Raw genomic sequence first — 19,199 nt, 5'->3', positions numbered from 1 at the left:
CTTGCGAATAAGCAGCCCCGCGTGGCGCCTAGGCGCGGCGCAGCAGGCCTGCGGCCTTATCGAACAGCGCGTCGAAGAACGGTGCCTCCGACTTGTGCAGCACGTACGCGCTGCCATAGGTCACGAGCAGCGCCGGGATGCCGGCAGCCGCAGTGTACACGAACCCACGGACCATCGAGCCCCCGACCGGGCCCATGAAGTTCGTGAGCGCCCACAGGATCGCGGCGCCGACGGCAGACCCGAGCAGGCCGAACGCGAGCGAGCGGACGCTCGAGGCCACGACCTCCATCATACCGAAGGCACCGATCTCCTTGCGGATATGCAAGATGGTGACCGCATCGACCGCGATGAAGAAGAACGTCGAGGAGAACGGCACGACGTACAGGCCGTACAGCGGCGTGAGCACGATGCAGAACGACACCTGGACCACGGCGGCAACGCAGGTGGCGATCGCGTAGAACTTCATGCGCATGAGCGACGAGCAGACCTTCTGCAGATAGGTCGACAGCGCGTAGAACGGCAGGGCGATCGACTGCACGCGCAGGTACATCGACGTCATGGCGGCGTCCTCCGCGTCGAAGCCGCCGATGGCCGCGATGAGGCAGGGCGCGAACACGATCAGAAGCATCGCGCACGGGATGAGCGTGAACATGAGCTTGCGCATGCCCGAGGCCACCGCGCGGCGGTAAGCGTCCAGACGGCCCGCGACGTGGTAGTTGGACAGCTCGGTGAACATCGTCACCGACAGCGGGATCGCCAGGATGGAATACGGCAGCACGTACCAGACGCGCGAGTAGTACGAGATCGCGGCGCCGTTGGCCGTGCACTGCAGGGCGCACGACGACTGGACGGCGCTCGTGGGGAACGACGCGAAGGTCACTACGAGCGTCGGCAGGCCGATGGCGAGCGTCTCCTTGATGGCCGGATCGTGCAGGTCGATGCGCAGGCGCAGGTGCACGCCATGCCGCGCGAGGGCGGGCAGCTGGACGAAGACCTGCGTGGCGACGGCGAGCGGGTTGCCGATGGCGAGGATGATGAGCGCCCGCTCCCAGTCGAGGATGCCGTTGTTGACCACGTATGCGTACAGCAGGAACGACGCGATCGTGATGACGTTGTTCAGAATCGGCGCCGCGTTGCTCCAGAAGTAGTCGCGCTCCGCGTTCAGCACGCCCGAGATGATCGACGACAGGCCGTACAGGATGATCTCGAACGCGAAGAACCGGAAGAACCAGACCGCCAGATCGAAGTTGAAGTCCTCGCTCGCGCCTGCCGATTGGGTCCAGATGACCGGCCCCGCGAAGATGAAGCACAGGATGGACATGGCGCCCATGAGCAGCAGCACGAGCGAAAGCAGGTTGGACGCGTAGGCGGCCGCGCCGTCCCGGCCGAGCCGCTTGCGAACCGACAGGTACACCGGCAAAAAGGATGTGATGAGCATGCCGCCCATGACGAGCTCGTAGAGGAAGTTCGGCATGGTCGAGGCGACCGTGTAGCAGCTCGCGACCGCCATGAGCGCACCCGACAGCGCGTTGGCCTGCGCCATGGTGCGCCCGAAGCCCGTGATGCGGCTGATGATGACGAGCAGGCTCACGCCGTTGGCCTTGCGGGAGGCCAACTGCTCGACCTCCTCCTCGGTCTCCTCCTCGTCGGGGTCGGCGGGAGCGAAGTCGTCCAGCGCGGGGAGGTCGCCCGTGGCCTGGTCCGCGGCATCAGGGCAGGCGATGACGCCATCGGCATCGACTACCTCATCGGATGCGAACGGAGCGGACGGCACGTCGGCGCCCTCGAAACCGGACTCCATGCCCAGCCGGGCGCTCTCGGCGGCGGTCAGGTAGGCGATGGTCTCGTCGGGGCGCGGCGCGTATCGCCGCGTGTGGCGCGCCTCCTGGCTCTGGGCAGCCAAGATGAACTGCGTGGTCTCATCGGGTGAGGACGAGGCCGCCGTCATGTGGCTCGGCGCGGCCATGTGGCTCGGCGCGACCGCATGGGCGCCGCGCACCGTCTCGTCGGCATCTTGGGATCGGGGCGCAAAGTGCGCGCCGCGCGGTTTCGGCTCGTCCGCGTTCGTCTGGAACTCGTCGTCCATCGCATCCCCTATTCGTCAATAAAACGGGACCCCGGGAAACCCGGGGTCCCGCCGCTTCGGACAGATGTGTGTGGAGGCAGGAACCCTTACACCGGAGAACCGCCGCCGGCGAAGTTGCCGCCCGTGGACAGCGTGCCGACCACGACGCCGACGCCCGGCATGGACGCATGGACGTACTGGCCGCCGCCGATGTACATGCCCACGTGGTAGATGGAGCTGCCGCTTCCGCCGTAACCCCAGAACACGAGGTCACCGGGGCTCAGCGCGCTGACGCTGTACACGAGATGGCCCTTGGAGGAGACCAAGTTGTACTGCGACTGGGAAGAATGCGGGATGGAGATGCCCATCTGGCGATAGGCGTAGGAGGTCAGGCCGGAGCAATCGAACGAATCCGGACCGGAGGCGGCCCACACGTAGGGCTTGCCGACCTGGGCGAGCGCGACGTCGACGACACCGGAGGGCGCGTTGCCGGAATCGGTATTGCCCGTATCGGTCGGGGGCTCGGGCTCAGGCTCAGGCTCGGGCTCGGGGTCGGGCGTCGTCACGGTGTTGTCCGAACCGCCGCCAGACGGCGTGTTCGGAGTCGAGGGGCTCGAGGTGCCCCCGGACGGGGTCGACGCATCGGGCGTGTTCGCGTCCGTGTTGGTATCGCCGCCCGTCGTGGTATCAGTGGTGGAACCGCCGTCGCTGTTGTTCTCCTGCTCCTGGGCGCGCTCGGCCTCGGCCGCCGCCTCGGCAGCGCGAGCCGCCGCCTCGGCCGCAAGCTGGGTTTGCAGCTCGCTGTCGAGACCGTTGTAATAGCTCTGCTGGGCGGAGAGCTTCGTCTGGACCTCGGAGGTCTTGGCCTCCTGGTCGGACACGAGCTGCTTCTGCTCGGCCTCCTGGGCCGCAAGGGCGCTCTGCTTCTCCTCGAGTTCGGCCTTGGTCGTCTTGACCGAATTCACGAGCGCGGCGTCCTGCTCGGCAACCTTGTTCGCGTAGTAGACACGCGAAAAGAGCTCCTCGAAATCGGACACGCCCAGCACCACGGACATCAGGTTGAAGCCGCCCTGCTTGTACAGGACCGAGACGCGGTCGGAGAGCGCAGCCTGCCCCTCCTCGAGCTCGGCCTGCTTGGTGGCAATATCGCTTTCGGTCTGCTTGATCTGCTCCTGGATGGAGGCGAGATCCTCCTGCACCTGGAACAGCTGGTTGTTGGCGTACTCAAGTTCCTGAGTATAGGTCATGAGCGTGGAGTAGGCCTCGTCAACCTGGTCTTGAAGCGTCGCGGTGGGCTCAGCATACAGAGCCACCGGAACCGTGCTGAACGTCAGAGCACCGGACAGCAGAAGCGCGAGCGTGGTTTGGGTGCGTTTGAGCTTCATGCGCAAAGATCCTCTCGATCGACTAGATGCAGGCTCTACTATAGCAATGTTGTCACGTCCCGGCTAACGTGCTTCCCCCGAACGCAAAGAGCCTTCATGCCACCGGTACAGCAAATCCACATATCTTTAAAGTTCAAGTCAAGCTTGAGAGGGTGCGAATTAAGGGCGATTCAGTGCGTCCGCGGCGCATCCCATCCGGTGCAAATCGGGGGACGTACCTTCTCCGTGCAAACATGCACGGAGAAGGTACGTCCCCCGATTTGCACAAAAAAGGGCCCTCGCGATGAGGGCCCTGAACGTGCTCTGGAGCCGGCGGCAGGAGTTGAACACTGCACCTTCGGTTTACTATACCGATGCTCTAGCGTTAAGCTACGCCGGCGGGCGGATAACGATTATAGCAACGGCGCCCTCGCGGGCAAGGCCCCACAAGCGACCTACACAACTATGCATATGGGGGGACGTACCTGTTTCGTGCATTCATGCATGAAACAGGTACGTCCCCCCATATGCAGCCAGGCGCCCGCTACGGGGCCGAAGCGCGGAATGAATTGATCAGCGTTTCTAGGGAAACGCCGAAAAAGGCCTCGAGCACCGCGGGCCGGGTCGGCCGGGCGATCGACTGTACGCATATGGAACACCGCCCTGCCGACTGTACGCCATGGGAACGTTTTCGGGCGAAAAACGTTCCCATGGCGTACAGTCGATGGGGCGGCGTTCCCATAGCGTACAGTCGACAGGGCGGCTCCGCGGGACAGGCGGGAGGCGCCCGAACCGTGCGGGCATCGGCCTATTAATCAGCGCTTCCTAGCGGCAGATGGGCGCGACGACGGCATCGGTCACCCGTATGAGGTCGTCGGTTGCCAACGTGAGGCTCAGGCCCCGACGCCCGCCCGAGATGTTGATGGTGTCAAACAGCACGCACGTCTCGTCGAGCAGCGTCGGGAAGCGCTTTTTCATCCCGATGGGCGAGCAGCCGCCGCGCACGTACCCGGTCACGCCGACCAGGTCCCGCACGTGCATCATGGACAGGGATTTGGCCCCCGCCGCGCGCGCCGCCGCCTTGAGGTCGAGCTCCTCGGCAACCGGAATGCAGCAGACCACGTGCCCGCCCTCCGGCGTCTCGGTCACGAGCGTCTTGAACGACTGGTCAGGGTCCTCGCCCAGCATCTTCGCGATGGTGATACCCAGGCCCGAGGCCTCTTCCCCGTCGTCCTCGTAGGTGCGCGCCTCATACGCGACGCCCGCCCGATCGAGCTCGCGCATCGCATTGGTTTTCTGCAGCTTCGCCGCCTTCATCGATCACCTTTCTTCCGCGATCCCCGACCGGAGACGCCGCCGCGCCCCGCGAAGGCGCGGCGCGGTGGCTATCTCTCAGCGCTTATCGAGCTCGGGCGCCTCATGACCCGCCTGGCGGGCGCGGTCGCGCTCCAAGATGGGCTCCAGAAACCTGCCGGTGTAGCTCTCCTTGCAGGCCGCGACCTTCTCAGGCGTGCCGGACACGACGATCTTGCCGCCGCCGTTACCGCCCTCGGGGCCCAGGTCGATGATGCGGTCGGCGACCTTGATGACATCTAGGTTGTGCTCGATCACGAGCACCGTGTTGCCCGCGTCGACCAGGCGCTGCAGCACGTCGATGAGCTGGCGCACGTCCTCGAAGTGCAGGCCCGTGGTGGGCTCGTCCAGGATGTAGAAGGTGCGCCCCGTCTGCTTGCGGTGCAGCTCCTTGGCGAGCTTCACGCGCTGCGCCTCGCCGCCGGACAGCGTGGTGGCGGGCTGGCCCAGGCGCACGTAGCCCAGGCCCACGTCGAACAGCGTCTGCAGCTTGCGCTTGATCTGCGGGATGTTCCCAAAGAACGCGAGCGCCTCGGTCACCGACATGTCGAGCACGTCCGAGATGGACTTGCCGCGATAGAGCACCTCGAGCGTCTCGCGGTTGTAGCGCTTGCCGCCGCAGACCTCGCACGGCACGTAGATGTCGGGCAGGAAGTGCATCTCGATCTTTATCTGGCCGTCGCCCTTGCACGCCTCGCAGCGGCCGCCCGGCACGTTGAAGCTGAAGCGCCCGGGGCTGTAGCCGCGCGCCTTGGACTCCGGCACGCTCGCGAACAGCGCGCGCAAGTCGTCCCACAGGCCGATATAGGTCGCCGGGTTCGAGCGCGGGGTGCGCCCGATCGGCGACTGGTCGATGTCGATGACCTTGTCGATCTCCTCGATGCCCTCGATCGCGCGGTACGGCCCCACGGGACGCGCCGAATGGTGGATGGCGTTGGTGAGCGCCGGCGCGATCGTGTCGGTCACAAGGCTCGACTTGCCCGAACCCGACACGCCCGTCACCACGGTGAACGTGCCGAACTCGATCTTCGCCGTCACGTTCTTGAGGTCGTTCGCGCGCCCCCCGCGCCCCCCGAGCCCGCCGCCCCCCAGGCTGTCTCTTATCCACATCCACATGTGTATAAGACACAGGACTAGCCCTCGTCCCCCCCGCCTCTAAACGCCGCGCCTCCCAACGTTCTGGAAGTGATCCAACACCGCGATAGCGTCTTCTCCTGGCCCCCTCCAATGCAGGATCCGCGAACCACCCATACTCCGCTCCTTCCATGAGAGGTCGTGGCGACGTCTGTCGCCTTGAGACCAACCATGCAGAAGAAGCGGAAGGATGTCTGTAGACACGGGGCTTCGAGCCTGGCTCTTATACACATCTAGAGGTGTATAAGAGACAGGTACTGGCCGGTCAGCGACGCCGGGCAGGCCATGATGTCGGCCGGCGTGCCCGCGCACACGACCTCGCCGCCGCTCTCGCCCGCGCCCGGCCCCATGTCCACCACGAAGTCCGCCGCGCGGATGGTGTCCTCGTCGTGCTCGACCACGATGACCGTGTTGCCCAGGTCGCGCAGGCGCTCAAGCGTGGCGATGAGCCGCTCGTTGTCGCGCTGGTGAAGGCCGATCGAGGGCTCGTCCAGGATGTAGAGCACGCCCATGAGACCCGCGCCGATCTGCGTGGCCAGGCGGATGCGCTGGGCCTCGCCGCCCGACAGCGTGGCCGACGCGCGGTCGAGGGTGAGGTAGTCCAGGCCCACGTCCACCAGGAAGCGCAGGCGCTCCATGATCTCCTTGACGATGCGCCCGCCGATGAACTGCTGGCGCTCGTTGAGCTCGAGCGCCTCGAAGAACTCGAGCGACTCGCGGCAGCTCATGCAGCACACGTCGTGGATGGACTTGTCTCCCACCGTGACGGCCAGCATCTCGGGGCGCAGGCGCGCTCCGTGGCAGGCGCGGCACGGCTCCTCGCGGATGTAACGCTCCAGGCGCGCCTTGGTGTTCTCGTTCGTGGTCTCGATGTAGCGCTCGTACAGGATGTTGCGCACACCGGAGTACTTGGTGAACCAGTGCGTGTCGCGGCCGTCCTGGGTATGGTAGTCCACGCGCATCTTCTTGTCGCCCAAACCGTCGAGGAAGATCTTCTTCACGCGGGCGGGCAGGTCGCGCCACGGCGTGGCGGGGTCGACCTTCAGGTGCTTGGCCAGCGCGCGGAAGATCTGCGGATAGTAGTTCGACTTGCCGAAGAAGCTGCCGAACACGCCCTCCTCGATGGAGAGGTTCGGGTCCTCGATAAGCGCCTCGGCATCCACGACCTTCTTGAACCCCAGGCCGTCGCACTCCGGGCAGGCACCGTATGGCGCGTTGAACGAGAAGTCGCGCGGCTGGAGGTCGTCGATGGAGTGACCGTGCTCGGGGCAAGCGAGCGCGAGCGAGTAGGTGAGCAGGTCGCCCGGCGTGCCCTCGGGCGCGCCGCGGTCGGGCAGCAGGTAGACCGCCACGTTGCCGTGCGCGAGCTTGGTGGCCTGCTCGACGGCCTCGGCGATGCGGCCCACGCTCCCCTCGCGGATAACGATACGGTCCACCACGACCTCGATGGTGTGGCGGAACTTCTTGTCGAGCTCGATGGGGTCATCGAGGCTGCGGACCTCGCCGTCGATGCGCACGCGCGAGAAGCCCTCGCGGCGCAGGTCGTCGAGCAGCTTGGCGAACTCGCCCTTGCGGTCGGAGACCACCGGCGCGAGCACGAGGGCGCGCCGGTCCTGCCCCGCCTCGAGGATCTTGTCGGCCACCTGGTCGGTGGTCTGGCGCTCGATCACACGCCCGCACTCGGGACAATGCGGTGTGCCCACGCGCGCGAACAGCAGGCGCAGGTAGTCGTAGATCTCGGTGACCGTGCCCACCGTGGAACGCGGGTTTTTAGACGTGGTCTTCTGATCGATGGACACCGCCGGCGACAGGCCGTCGATGGAATCCAGATCGGGCTTGTCCATCTGGCCCAGGAACTGGCGGGCATAGCTGGACAGGCTCTCGACGTAGCGCCGCTGGCCCTCCGCGTAGATGGTGTCAAAGGCCAAGCTCGACTTGCCCGAGCCGGACAGACCCGTGATGACCACGAGCTCGTCGCGCGGGATCTCGACGTCGATGTCGCGCAGATTGTGCTCGCGTGCGCCGCGGATAACGATGGATGAATCAGACATGGGAACCCTTTCGGCGTGCCATGGAATATGCAGCCTTTGAGTCTACCCCTTTTGAATGCGGACATGTGTTCGTGCTTTACGCCGCCACGGATTGCCCACGTCATGTTCGGGTCATCGATGGGTCATTTGGGGACGGGTTCGTTCCAACCCATCGGCGGCCGTGTAGGCCGCCGATGGGTTGGAACGAACCCGTCCCCAAATGACCCGTCCCTCAGGCGCTATACGTCAAAGGTCACCAGCTTGCGCGTGGGCATGACGGACAGGTAGAGGTCGTAGGAGCCCGCCTCCACCGGCTGACGGTATTCCGCATCCACGCCGCCCGATGCCTGGTCGGCAAGCGTGTCGCGCGTCAGCAGACCGGCTGAAAGCGGAATATGCGTCGTGTAGCTCGTATGGGGCACCACGCCCGTAGAGGCCGCATAGGGAGATTCCGCTAAAGCCGGCTCCGCTTGGCTCCACAGCTTCGTGTCAACGCGCATGAGCCCGCTCCCATCCGGTTTGACGAGGCTCATGAGGGAGATGTTGAACCCTCCCTGGTCGGGGGTCTTGTCGGAGTCGTTGGTTATGGTCACGGTCAGGCAGATGATCGACGCCTCATCGAGCCCCTCGACCGTCTGCGCTCCCTCGACGCCATAGGTCCGCACGTAGTCGTTGTACGACATGGCCTGCGCACCGTCGATGCGCAGCGAATAGCCGTCGGTATTCTCCGTGGCATCGGCAAAGAACCCGCCTTCAAGAGCCACGTTGTCCCCTATCCCGTAGCGCTCCGTGGGGTACCGGATCGCCCGTGCGTTCACGTCGTGGATGCGCCATGCGCACGCAGCGACGATCACCAGCGCCGCGCACACAAGAATAAGTAGCTTCGCGCGCCTCATAGAGCAGGCACCTCCCGCGCGTAGCGTCGGGCAGAAGGGCGCGGCACGGATGTGGCATCCGCGCCCGCCGGGCCCACTGCACCAGCTCTCCGCACCGTCTCGCACTCGATGACCCGACCGTCTTTCATGCGGATGATCTCGTCGGCCATGCAGCGCAGCACGTCCGGGTCATGGCTCGCCACAATCGCCATGGCGCCGCGCCGGCGGATATCGGCCGCGATGCGCCCCATGAGGTCGAAGCCCGACTCGTCCAACGCGTTGGTCGGCTCGTCCAGCACCACGAGCCGAGGTCTCCCCATGATGGCGGCCGCGATGCCCAGCCGCTGCCGCATGCCCAGCGAGAACTGCCGGTAGCGGCGGCGATCATCGGGGTCGAGCCCAACCGCCGCAACGCAGCGGCGGATATGCTCCATGTCGACGCCATCCGACATGGCGGCGATGAACCGCAGATTGTCCACCGCCGTGTACCTGCCCAAAAACGCAGGGTTCTCTATCAGCACGCCCCCATGGGGGACAAAATCGATGTCTCGGCCCAAGCGCTTGCCGTCATATTCCACAAACCCCCGATCGAGGTACATCAGCCCCGTGATCGCACGCAGCAGCATGGTCTTGCCCGAGCCGTTGGCCCCGCACAGCCCCACGATCTGCCCCGAGGAGCACGACAGGCTGACCCCATCGAGCACCTTGATGCCGCGTACCGTCTTTTCCGCTTCACGCACAATCAGCTCACTCATCGCGCGAACCTCCATAGATCGTCATACGGGAAACCAACAGGCCGCCCACCGCCACGGCGATCCACGCCACGGCCAGCGACAAAGCGAGCCCGTCGTTCATGGGCAAACCCTCCACATAGGCGCCGGCAGAGCGCCCCGAGATCAGGTAGTTGCCCAGCAGCAGCGGATGCTCCACCATGCCCGATGCAAAAAACACGCCCATGCACAGCAGATAGCCCGGCATGCGCTCAACGCGCACGGACACCGCCAGCTGCACGAGCATCATGCTGGCGCAGATCGGGACGGTCAGCAGCATCAGCGGCACCATGGACATGCCCGGATATCTGGTAGACGACGAAGCGGGAACCATGATCATGGCGAATTCCGACATGAATTCAGACGCCTGCGCCCCGAACGCCCAGGCCGTCAGGATGAGCCCCGCAAAGAGCAGCACCCAGAACGCAGCGGCCACCGTGCACACCCAGGCGCACTTCGCGATCCACCACGCCCAGCGGCTGCCCGAAGCCACGACCCCACGGTATCCTGCACCCAGAAGATCGGCGCGCGGATACTCCAACGTGGCGGCGAACAGCACCGCAAATGAGAAGAACCACGGAAACGTGATGGTGAGCGGTCTGCCCTGTATGAGCAGCCACAGGTCCACAGGGTTGGCGAACTGAAACGTCAAAGCAACGTAGTCGGCAAACGTAAAGGAGGAGAGGTCGTTGCCGGAGTACGCGCAGTTCCCCGCAGCGGCGATTCCGTGGACGACGCCCAGCACCAGCGCCGCAACAAGATACGGTCGCACCGAGGGCAAGCCGACCCGCAGGTCCCGGGCATACAGCCTGAGCGTCCTCATAGGTAGCACCTCCTCTTGAAAAACAGCGCGGGCAGCAGCAGGGTCAGCCCGCCGTAGACAACAAGCGAGGCCGCCATGCCCTCCAAACTGGTGATCACCCCTTCGTAGCCCGTGGGGACCAGAAGGGTGAACAAGTCGAGCGAGCGCGAGGCGTCCTGTGCCAGCAGGCGGCTGAGCGCAACCGTTGCGTAATTAACGAACAACTGGGCGGCAAAGCCCCAGAGGAACAGCTTGGTCGCATTGCGCACAAACAGCGACACCCCGAGCAGAGCGGTCGCCCAGATCCCGCTGAACAGAAATGCGGCAAGCGTCCACACGGCCAAAAAGAGCAAGGGCTGGGTAAAGTAGAGGTCGCGAAACGGCGTGAGCCAACTGATGGGCACCGCAAGGAATACGTACGAGATGGGATCGGGTGCCCCATAGGGGGCGACGAGCGCCGCCGCAAGCGCACTCGCAGCCAAGGGAACCAGCGCCACGAGACCCGCCGCGATAAAGCAGGCAAAAGCCTTCGCGCCGTAGTAGCACCGGTCGGTCAGGCGCGACAAGGCGTGCTGCTGATAGCCCGATGAGCGCTCCTCTACCAGCGACCCCGCTCCCGGCAAAAGGCAGAGCAGCGGGAGCAGGAAGTAGAGAGCGACCGAAGACGGCTTGAGGTCGGTACCCACCCAGTAGTTGACCATCAAACGGCTTTCCATGCCGTACCCCTTGGAGGGGTTTTGGACCGCATACCCGTACCACTCGCTATACGAGAGATGATTCAGGATGGCGCTGAGGGCAACCAGGACCAAGCAGACGACAACCGGCACCGCAAACCAAGGAGATACGATCATGCGCTCCAGCTCGCTTGAGAAGAGCCGCAAGGCATGCGAAGCGCGATGGCGCTTGGGAGCGTAAGCGATGGAATTCACGGTCATCACCCCACCTCCGGCACGCCAAGGTGCACCGTGCAGTGCCCATCAGAGCCGGCATCGCCAAAATACAGGACAAGCGGCTCGTCAACGGGGTACGATCCGTCTTCGGCACGCGATTCGATCGCCCAGCCCAGCGTGACCGTTTGCGTTTGCCCTTGCGGAATGGCTATGACCGAGTGGTTGTTATAAACGTCCTGCTCCGCTTCACCGCTGTTGTAGATCAGCGTTCCGTACACGAGATCCAGCGCATAGTTGCCCTCTTCATCGGCATCAACTCGAAAGCTGAGCGACGACACATCAGCGCAAAGCGCAATCATGCCCTCATCTCTCAATTCGTCATTATCTGAAAAGGCATCAACATTTGTGATTTCCAAGTCCATGAGCAGATAGCGCGCTTCATTTGTGGGAAGGTAGCCGGCCCAGTCGCCAAGCCCGGCGTCTTCGGGAGAAGAGAACCATCTGAGGTTCGACACCTTCAACGTAAGGGTCCCGAACCAACCCAGTGACCGGAGATAGGTGCCGAAATATTCCTCATTACCCGGCAGCGTCGTATCGATGCCCTCTAGATCAAACACGTCGCCAACCTGGTAGTCCTTATTATGCTCCGCCTCAAATGCGGCAACGCGCTCCTGCTCAGCCTGAAACGCCTCCGCATACACCTGCGACACCCCCGTCGGGCCGAATGCGTGCAGCATCTGCGCCGACGCTCCAACCGCACACGTCACCGCAAGGAGCACAACACCGCGATAGCGTCTTCTCATGGGCCCCTCCAATGCAGGATCCGCGAACCACCCATACTCCGCTCCTTCCATGAGAGGTCGTGGCGACGTCTGTCGCCTTGAGACCAACCATGCAGAAGAAGCGGAAGGATGTCTGTAGACACGGGGCTTCGAGCCGGGCTAGCGACTGTCTACAGGCCGGTGACCTGCTGGATGATGGAGAGGACCCCGCTTATCCCGCGGACATCCAGTGCGCGATACGCGTCGCGCCTCACCGCGTACACCGTACTCGCAGAGTAATTCACCGATGCGGCGATCTGCTTGAGCGTCTTGCCCTCAAGCGATCCCATGAGGACGTCGACCTGCAAATCCGACAGCCCCCGTGCCCGCAGGGCGTTCGCCGCCCGATCGGCGGGCAGACGCGAGAACTCATTTCCGACCGCGTCCCGGCGCGCCGACGCGACGACCTCTGCCCACAGCACCGCGAGCGCAAGGACAGCAAGCGCCACCACGATACCGAGCACAAAGCTGAATGCCAGCTGCGCTTGCCGCTCCGCGATAACCCGATCGGTCACGGCCATGATGTTCACCTCGTCGTACAGCCAGCTGATGGGACCAACGCCAATCATGCCGCCGACGCTCAGCCCACCGAGCAGAGCCCAGGAGATACGGCCCGCATTCCCCGAGCGACGCAACTCGACGACCATCCCCGCCACGGTTCCCGCAAGAACGACCAACATGGGGGCATAGTTCTCGAACAGCCGGGCAACCGCAACCGAACCGATCAGGCACAAAGCGAGCGCAGCACCCTGAGCCGTTCGGCCCAGATAGGCAAGCACGCCGACCGAGCAAACGGCCAGAAACCCCGCGAGCAGGTAAAACTGCTCGACGGGGGCGATGAACGACCATACCGAGCCCTTCCAGAACACGAACAGAGACAGCCCCAACACGGTTGCGATAACGGCAAGGCAGCATGCCGTCACCGCGGGAAGCGCAGTATCCTCCCGCGCCGCGTCCAGCACGATGAGCGCATCGGCCATTGCAAGGGTCGAAGCGAGCATCACGATCGGCAGCGCATCGACGCACAGCGCCTGAGCCGCGCACTCGGCCGCGACGCACGCGGCGAGCACGACCGCCCGGACGTGCATCGATCGAATCGTGCCGCCCCACGGGCCGATTAGTCTTGAGGCGAGAAGCGGCCCGAGCGCAACGATCGACAGCGTCGCGCACACATTGAGGGGCGTGAACCACACCGCCTCGCGCGCATGCCAGGGGAACATGCCGACGAGGACACAAAGAGCGAGCACCGTCATCGCGGATCCCCAGCGAGCACGCAGCGCATCGTCACCATCGACAACAACCGCAGGCGCCGCCTCGCGACGCGCAAGCTCGCGGGCCTCTGACGCAGATGACACGCCCATCTTGGCCCACGCGCGGCTCTGCAGGTTGCGCACCGTGGAGGCGCTGATGCCCATCGACTCGGAGGCGGCACGCGAGCTTGTGCCCTCGAGCGCATGCATGACGGCTTCGCGCTCCCGCTCGGAAAGCCGCCAGGCGTCTTGGATCTCATAGCCTTGTTCGACGTCATCTGCGCGCTCGACGAGGGGATCGGACGCTTCGCGTCGAGCGAGCAGATGGATAAGGGCGAGACCCGATACGAAAACCGCGGCACACGCCAGCGCACACAAGGGTATGTGGTCGAGCGCCACAAAGACAGCATTTGGGAATAGCCGCAACAGGACATGACCGAGCACCTCGCCATACATGAGCCCCGCAAACAGCGCGGCAAGCCCTTGCGCGCCTCCCCATCTCGCAGCAGCCGCCCCCAGAGCACACAGCGCGAGGGCAGGCACCAACAGCGATCCCATCGCCGCAACGTCAACGCTCGCAGTGGCGATGCCAACGGAGTATGCGCTGACAAGAGCAAACGGAGCAGCCAGCACCATTCTGAAAATCCCTATGAGCACGCAAGCGCCGAGGAGCGGAATCCGGGCATGCCCTCCCCCGTCGTTCTCGGGCTCGCGCCGGATGCGCCGTCTGAAGCTCAGCGCCAGCATCATGACGGAGCACAGGGGCAGCACCGTAAAGCAAAGCGTCCACAACGGCAATGCAAGCAAGAACAGCTTCACCTCGAGCGGAAGATGCGGCCACACGACAGAGCCCACAAACGACAGGGCATAGAGGAGTGCTGCGACTCCCAGCCCGATGCGATCAGCGCACCGGGCGATGCGCGTCCGAACAGATCGCGCATCAGACTCCCGCCCGCCATGCTCGGGCAGCAGCCAGGCGAACACACCTGCAAGCGCCACGATCCAGTAATACGTGGAAAAGCTCGGGATGTCAGCGACGTCGTACAACATATTTGCTGAAGTCCGCATAAAGAACGGCGGCATACCCATCAGCAGGGCGAACCATATGATGTAGCGGGCGTTTGATCGCATCGCGTGCCTCCCTGAAAGCGTTCGGGCCACCGAATCGAACGTCTCAATCATCTGTCTACACCATACACGCGTCTGTAGACAGGCAGCTTGAAACATGTTTACCGCCTGTCTACAGACGCCCGCGACGTCACGTTGATTTGACGGGGCGCGACCGACGTGGGATTCTTACATAATCTGTAAGCTGACGGTAAAGAGCACCATGACCGACGAGATCCTGTCACCGGCATACGCGCCGATTCCATATACCGCCGCGGCGGCACTCATCGCGTTCACCGTCGTCATGGTCGTGCGCACGCGCGCGGCGCGCGAGCGCATCACGCCCGGCATGATCCTGTGGCCGCTGCCGTTCGCGGCCCTGCTCGCCGTCATGGGCGCCCTCTGCGCACACGGGCTCTGCCTGTTCGGCGCCAAGACCCTTATCGCCTACTCGATCGCCATGGAGCTTTTCGGGGCCGCAACGCTCGCGCGAACGTTTGTTGCCCCGTGGCTCGAGCGCATCGGGGGCGGCGCGCACGGCATCCGCCTTCTGCGCGACCTCGTGCTGCTCGCCATCGCCGCCATCATCTCCGCCTGGTCGCTCGAGTTCGCGTGGAACGAGCGCGCCGGCCAGGTCCCCGTCGCCTTCTTCGCGCTCTCGGTGCTCGTCGTGTTTTGCCTGATGGTCGCACTGTACTTTATCGGCCAGCGCTCGGGCGTACTCGCGGTCATCCCCGTCGTCGCATGCGCGGGCTTCGGCGTGGCGCAGTACTTCATCCTCCAGTTCAAGTCGGCGGCGATCCTGCCGAGCGACCTGCTCGCCCTCGGAACCGCGGCCGCCGTGAGCGGCAACTACACCTACGAGATCAACACAGCCGTGGCCGAATCGCTCGTGGGCGCGGGCGCGGCGGTCGCGCTGCTCTCGTTCATCTGGCCCGGTCGCCCTCGCACCGTGGCGCGCGGCGCAGCCGGCGTCGTCGGCAACCTGTGCGCCGGCGTCGCCGTCTTCGGCATCCTGGCGGGTACGTTTTCCACCGTAAAGCTCGAGGAGGCCATGGGGTTCGAGTATGACCGCTGGTGGCCCATCGCGACCTACCAGACCTACGGGTTCCTTCCCTCGTTTATCGCCGTCGCCCAGGACCTTCCCATTCCCGAGCCCGAGGGCTACGACGACGAGACCGCGGCGGATATCCAGGCGGACCTTGTCGCCGCCTACGACGCGACCCTCGGCGCCACGCCCGAGCGCATCGCTGCCGAGCAGCAGTTCGCGCAGGTCCAGCCCACCATCATCGCCGTCATGAACGAGAGCTTCTCGGACCTGTCCCTGTACCAGGGGCTGCTCGACGCCGGCTACACGGGGCCCGCGTTCTACAACTCGCTGGGCGACACCCTGCAGCGCGGCACGCTCATGACCTCGGTCAACGGCGGCGGCACGGCGAACAGCGAGTTCGAGTTTTTGACGGGCGACTCCATCGCGTTCATCGGCAACGGGAAGTATCCCTACCAGCTGTACAACCTGTCCGACATCGAGTGCCTGCCCCGGCAGCTCGAGGAGCTCGGCTACCGTGCACGCGCCATGCACCCGCAGGCGCCCACCAACTGGAACCGCGCGCTGTCCTACAAGCAGATGGGCTTCGAGGAGTTCTACTCCATGGAGGATTTCGAGGGCGAGCCGCAGTATCATGCCGGCGTGACCGACCGCGCGACCTACGACAAGATCCTCGAGCTGCTCACCGAAGACGACGGGCCGCAGTTCATCCTCGATATCACGATGCAGAACCACAGCGGCTACGACGCGGGCACCGTCCCCGCCGAAGAGCTCACGTCGTATGCGCCGGCCGGCGTGACGGACGGGGAGCTGCTCACGCAGCTCAACACGTACCTCACCTGCATCAACGCCTCCGACCGCGACCTCGCCTACTTCGTGGACCAGCTGCGCCAGCTCGGCCGGCCCGTCGTGCTCGTGTTCTTCGGCGACCACCAGCCCAACATGACCACGTCGCTGAACGACGCGCTCTATCCCGGCGAAGACGAGCTGACGCATCAATGGCGCCTGTTCCAGTCGACGTATTTCATCTGGGCGAACTACGATGTCGCCGGCAACGATCAGGTCAGCGCGCAGAGCGAGATCGGTGCCAGCGCGCTGGCGGCGCAGGCGCTGCACGCCATCGGCGCACCCCTGACCGACTATCAGAAAGCACTGCTCGCCAGTCGCTCGCAGATCGTCTCGCTGAGCGCCAACGGCTACCGCGGTGCCGACGGCGTCTGCTACACCCTCGACGCGGAGGGACCGTACCGCAGCCTCGTGGACGACCTGCGCGCCGTGCAGTACCTGAACTTTGCGCGCAAGGTGAACTAGCCACCTTGGGAACACGGTGCCCGTCTACGTGTTCTCAAGCAAAATCGGAAATGAGCGCAATGCGCTCAAGAACGGTGTGCCCCCTTGTAGACGCGCCCTCTCAACCAAGCACATAGCTGGTGTCTACAGACATATTTGCTCGCTTGCCATAGCGTCTACATCGAATATCGAGGCCCATTTACATTTCGAATCTGCGGAGAGGGGCGACGATGATGGCATGGCTGCGAGTTGTACAGGCCCAAATACGCGTGACGGCACGCAACAAGCTGCTGCTGGTTCCCATAGTGCTCACCATCATGGCATTGCTGCTCCCCGTGGCGCTCGCACTTCCTACGGGGGGAGCCTATATCGCCGGACGCGACGCCGTTGAAACACAACAAACGTTTCTGAGCGAACAACTCTCTTCCGGTGCTTACCGCACCGCTCCAGCCAAACTGGTGGAACTGAAGCAACAGGAGGTCTCCTACCTACAGGAAGCTTTAGCGCTCCCCATCGAGGACGCAGCGGGGTACTTTTCCGCTCTCGCCCGTCGCGCGCGCACCGTGGAGAAGGAGCACGAGCACGGTTACGTCCAGGGTGCGGAAAACGAGTTGTCCTTCGCCGCCAATGCTCTGCTGCTTGAGCGCATCGCGCTGCTTGGCGCACCTGAAGTTTACGACACTGCAGCAGACATGCCCGCCATCTACCTGTTGGCGTTCTCCATCGGGTCTACGCCTTATATCTTCTGGTACCTCGTCCCAGTCGCCGTGATGGCAATCGCGGGACGGCGCTTGGACAGACGCCTCGTCTCTCAAGGTCGCATGGGAATACGAGGCTCTGCCTGCGCAACTGGTCTTGCCGGTGCGCTCGTATCCCTCGCATGCCTCCTCATATGCCTGATCATACCGTTTGTTATCGCATCGATGCGAAACGGAATGGGCGATCCCAGCTATCCCGTCGTTCTCATACGCGACAACACACTCGTGTCCACCACAGTCGGCGTGCAGATAGCTGCATTTCTCGCTCTACAAACTGCAATCTACATCGCGCTGTGCTCCATAGCCGCAGCCGTCCTCATGTGCAAAGGCGGATCTGTCGCCGCTGCAATCATCATGACGCTATTGATCGCCGCGCCGTTGTTTGAATTGTATTACGCGCACGATGTCCCTTGGGCCCCTCTGCTCACGTCTCTGCTTCCCACCTACCTGAACTCAGCGAGCGTACTTGGCGGCGCCTCGTATCTCAACACCTCGGACATCGCTCTCGTGACGGGAGCTGGCGGTGCCCATGCAATCATAGTGCCACTCATGTGGGGAGCTGCGGCGCTCGGTTTCGCCAACACCGTGTCGATGATGCCTTCGCAACGACGATGGGGCTGGTGCTCAGGAATCGGCGATCGTGCCATATCCGGCACGAACATCACGGCGCCTACCAGGGTTTTTGACATCGTGTTCGATACAGTCGCATATCGTCGCAATCCGATTCTCAATAAAGCACATGTGCAGATACAACCTGGCGAGATCATAGGGCTCATCGCTCCTAACGGCGCCGGTAAGACAACTCTGCTCCAAGCCCTCAACGGCACAGGGCATGCAACCGTCCGCGGCAGCCTCCAGCTCGGCGGCTTTCCGCTTTGTGACCGATCCACCATGCGCACGACGGTCTTTCTCCTCAGCGATAGCGAGCTACTATTCCCAGCCCAAACCGTCCGGTTCCATCTCGAGCTCACCATCGCCCTTTGGGAAACTAGCAAAAACGCGCGTGAAGAAGCAGAGCGTTTCGACCTGGCCGAATACCTGAATACGCCCGTACACAAGCTGTCCCAGGGGAATCGGCAGTTGCTCTTACTCTGTATGGCCTGCACAAGCAATGCGTCGATCCTGCTGCTCGACGAGCCCATGAATGCGCTGGACCCGCTTCACGTCGAGCTCGTGTCCACCGCCCTACGTGAGCACGCCACACGCGGTGCAATCGTGGTTATCTCATCCCACATGCTGTGGGATCTGGAGACCCTCTGCGACCGGACGCTTTTCATCGCAGAGCAGCACGTCATCGAGATAGGAGGTGAGACCAGCGGGAGCGACATAAACCTGAACGATATTTATCGACGCATCTATCAACATGCAACATGATGGGAGATCAAACATGAAGAAGAATGCAAGCAGGCTTCGCAGCACCCTAGCGACCATTATCGCTTTGACTGCCGTATGCTCCGCCACCATATCCCCCATTGCCGCCGCGTGCGCAGCAGAGCTCAACGCGCCCGCAGCCCAAGAAGAGACTATTTCCCCCTGAGCCATGAATGCCCAGGTCGTCGACACCTATATGTCATTTTCGACAGCAAACGACCCTTCAGAAAACATCGATAGGTATAATGAGACATATAAGCTAATTTATTTT

Annotated in this window: 11 protein-coding genes, 1 tRNA gene and 2 pseudogenes; 2 read left to right on the top strand and 12 right to left on the bottom strand. The window is 63.6% G+C overall.

Annotated elements, in window-relative coordinates; translation table 11 throughout:
• Positions 1 to 28: 28 nt before the first annotated feature.
• The 12 genes and pseudogenes from murJ to BN3789_RS11305 all read right to left on the bottom strand — a co-directional run bounded on the left by murJ (position 29) and on the right by BN3789_RS11305 (position 14,485).
• Positions 29 to 2,086, bottom strand: coding sequence for a murein biosynthesis integral membrane protein MurJ (murJ, locus tag BN3789_RS11360; RefSeq protein WP_229254353.1), 2,058 nt, complete (start codon positions 2,084 to 2,086; stop codon positions 29 to 31).
• Between the two features lie 86 nt (positions 2,087 to 2,172).
• Positions 2,173 to 3,450, bottom strand: a complete 1,278-nt coding sequence (locus BN3789_RS11355) for a C40 family peptidase (RefSeq protein WP_066834470.1) — start codon at positions 3,448 to 3,450, stop codon at positions 2,173 to 2,175.
• 304 nt (positions 3,451 to 3,754) lie between these two features.
• A tRNA-Thr gene (locus BN3789_RS11350) sits at positions 3,755 to 3,829 on the bottom strand.
• A gap of 425 nt (positions 3,830 to 4,254) precedes the next feature.
• Positions 4,255 to 4,746, bottom strand: coding sequence for a Cys-tRNA(Pro) deacylase (gene ybaK, locus BN3789_RS11345; RefSeq protein ID WP_066834468.1), 492 nt, complete (start codon positions 4,744 to 4,746; stop codon positions 4,255 to 4,257).
• 75 nt (positions 4,747 to 4,821) lie between these two features.
• Positions 4,822 to 5,847, bottom strand: a pseudogene (locus BN3789_RS11340) (nSTAND1 domain-containing NTPase); the annotation flags it as partial.
• Positions 5,848 to 6,162: 315 nt separating this feature from the next.
• Positions 6,163 to 7,967, bottom strand: a pseudogene (gene uvrA, locus BN3789_RS11335) (excinuclease ABC subunit UvrA); the annotation flags it as partial.
• Between the two features lie 218 nt (positions 7,968 to 8,185).
• Positions 8,186 to 8,842: a DUF5028 domain-containing protein gene (locus BN3789_RS11330; protein WP_066834466.1), complete on the bottom strand. Its 657-nt coding sequence runs from the start codon at positions 8,840 to 8,842 to the stop codon at positions 8,186 to 8,188.
• On the bottom strand, positions 8,839 to 9,576 hold the full coding sequence (locus BN3789_RS11325; RefSeq protein ID WP_079989305.1) for an ATP-binding cassette domain-containing protein: 738 nt from the start codon (positions 9,574 to 9,576) through the stop codon (positions 8,839 to 8,841). Before BN3789_RS11325 ends, BN3789_RS11330 begins: the two co-directional genes overlap by 4 nt.
• Positions 9,569 to 10,414: a hypothetical protein gene (locus BN3789_RS11320; protein WP_066834464.1), complete on the bottom strand. Its 846-nt coding sequence runs from the start codon at positions 10,412 to 10,414 to the stop codon at positions 9,569 to 9,571. Before BN3789_RS11320 ends, BN3789_RS11325 begins: the two co-directional genes overlap by 8 nt.
• Positions 10,411 to 11,328, bottom strand: coding sequence for a hypothetical protein (locus BN3789_RS11315; protein WP_066834463.1), 918 nt, complete (start codon positions 11,326 to 11,328; stop codon positions 10,411 to 10,413). The genes BN3789_RS11320 and BN3789_RS11315 overlap by 4 nt, the downstream gene beginning before the upstream one ends.
• Positions 11,328 to 12,086: a hypothetical protein gene (locus BN3789_RS11310; RefSeq protein ID WP_147569724.1), complete on the bottom strand. Its 759-nt coding sequence runs from the start codon at positions 12,084 to 12,086 to the stop codon at positions 11,328 to 11,330. The genes BN3789_RS11315 and BN3789_RS11310 overlap by 1 nt, the downstream gene beginning before the upstream one ends.
• 149 nt (positions 12,087 to 12,235) lie before the next feature.
• Complete coding sequence (locus BN3789_RS11305; protein WP_161939012.1) at positions 12,236 to 14,485, bottom strand: helix-turn-helix transcriptional regulator; 2,250 nt, start codon at positions 14,483 to 14,485, stop codon at positions 12,236 to 12,238.
• 199 nt (positions 14,486 to 14,684) lie between these two features.
• On the opposite strand from BN3789_RS11305, the gene BN3789_RS11300 reads away from it, so the two are divergent.
• Both BN3789_RS11300 and BN3789_RS11295 read left to right on the top strand, forming a co-directional pair.
• Positions 14,685 to 16,820 carry an LTA synthase family protein gene (locus BN3789_RS11300; protein ID WP_066834459.1) on the top strand — a complete coding sequence of 712 codons (2,136 nt, stop codon included), beginning with the start codon at positions 14,685 to 14,687 and terminating at the stop codon, positions 16,818 to 16,820.
• Between the two features lie 209 nt (positions 16,821 to 17,029).
• Positions 17,030 to 18,931 carry an ATP-binding cassette domain-containing protein gene (locus BN3789_RS11295; RefSeq protein ID WP_066834458.1) on the top strand — a complete coding sequence of 634 codons (1,902 nt, stop codon included), beginning with the start codon at positions 17,030 to 17,032 and terminating at the stop codon, positions 18,929 to 18,931.
• Positions 18,932 to 19,199: the final 268 nt, after the last annotated feature.

The sequence above is a fragment of the Collinsella ihumii genome (assembly GCF_900046475.1).
Lineage (GTDB): Bacteria > Actinomycetota > Coriobacteriia > Coriobacteriales > Coriobacteriaceae > Collinsella > Collinsella ihumii.
This window is presented reverse-complemented; position numbering and strand designations above follow the sequence as displayed.

Bases quoted from the DNA above. Each gene is read 5' to 3' on its own strand.
- murJ (WP_229254353.1), bottom strand. From the start codon at position 2,086: ATGGACGACGAGTTCCAGACGAACGCGGACGAGCCGAAACCGCGCGGC.
- BN3789_RS11355 (WP_066834470.1), bottom strand. From the start codon at position 3,450: ATGAAGCTCAAACGCACCCAAACCACGCTCGCGCTTCTGCTGTCCGGT.
- ybaK (WP_066834468.1), bottom strand. From the start codon at position 4,746: ATGAAGGCGGCGAAGCTGCAGAAAACCAATGCGATGCGCGAGCTCGAT.
- BN3789_RS11330 (WP_066834466.1), bottom strand. From the start codon at position 8,842: ATGAGGCGCGCGAAGCTACTTATTCTTGTGTGCGCGGCGCTGGTGATC.
- BN3789_RS11325 (WP_079989305.1), bottom strand. From the start codon at position 9,576: ATGAGTGAGCTGATTGTGCGTGAAGCGGAAAAGACGGTACGCGGCATC.
- BN3789_RS11320 (WP_066834464.1), bottom strand. From the start codon at position 10,414: ATGAGGACGCTCAGGCTGTATGCCCGGGACCTGCGGGTCGGCTTGCCC.
- BN3789_RS11315 (WP_066834463.1), bottom strand. From the start codon at position 11,328: ATGACCGTGAATTCCATCGCTTACGCTCCCAAGCGCCATCGCGCTTCG.
- BN3789_RS11310 (WP_147569724.1), bottom strand. From the start codon at position 12,086: ATGAGAAGACGCTATCGCGGTGTTGTGCTCCTTGCGGTGACGTGTGCG.
- BN3789_RS11305 (WP_161939012.1), bottom strand. From the start codon at position 14,485: ATGCGATCAAACGCCCGCTACATCATATGGTTCGCCCTGCTGATGGGT.
- BN3789_RS11300 (WP_066834459.1), top strand. From the start codon at position 14,685: ATGACCGACGAGATCCTGTCACCGGCATACGCGCCGATTCCATATACC.
- BN3789_RS11295 (WP_066834458.1), top strand. From the start codon at position 17,030: ATGATGGCATGGCTGCGAGTTGTACAGGCCCAAATACGCGTGACGGCA.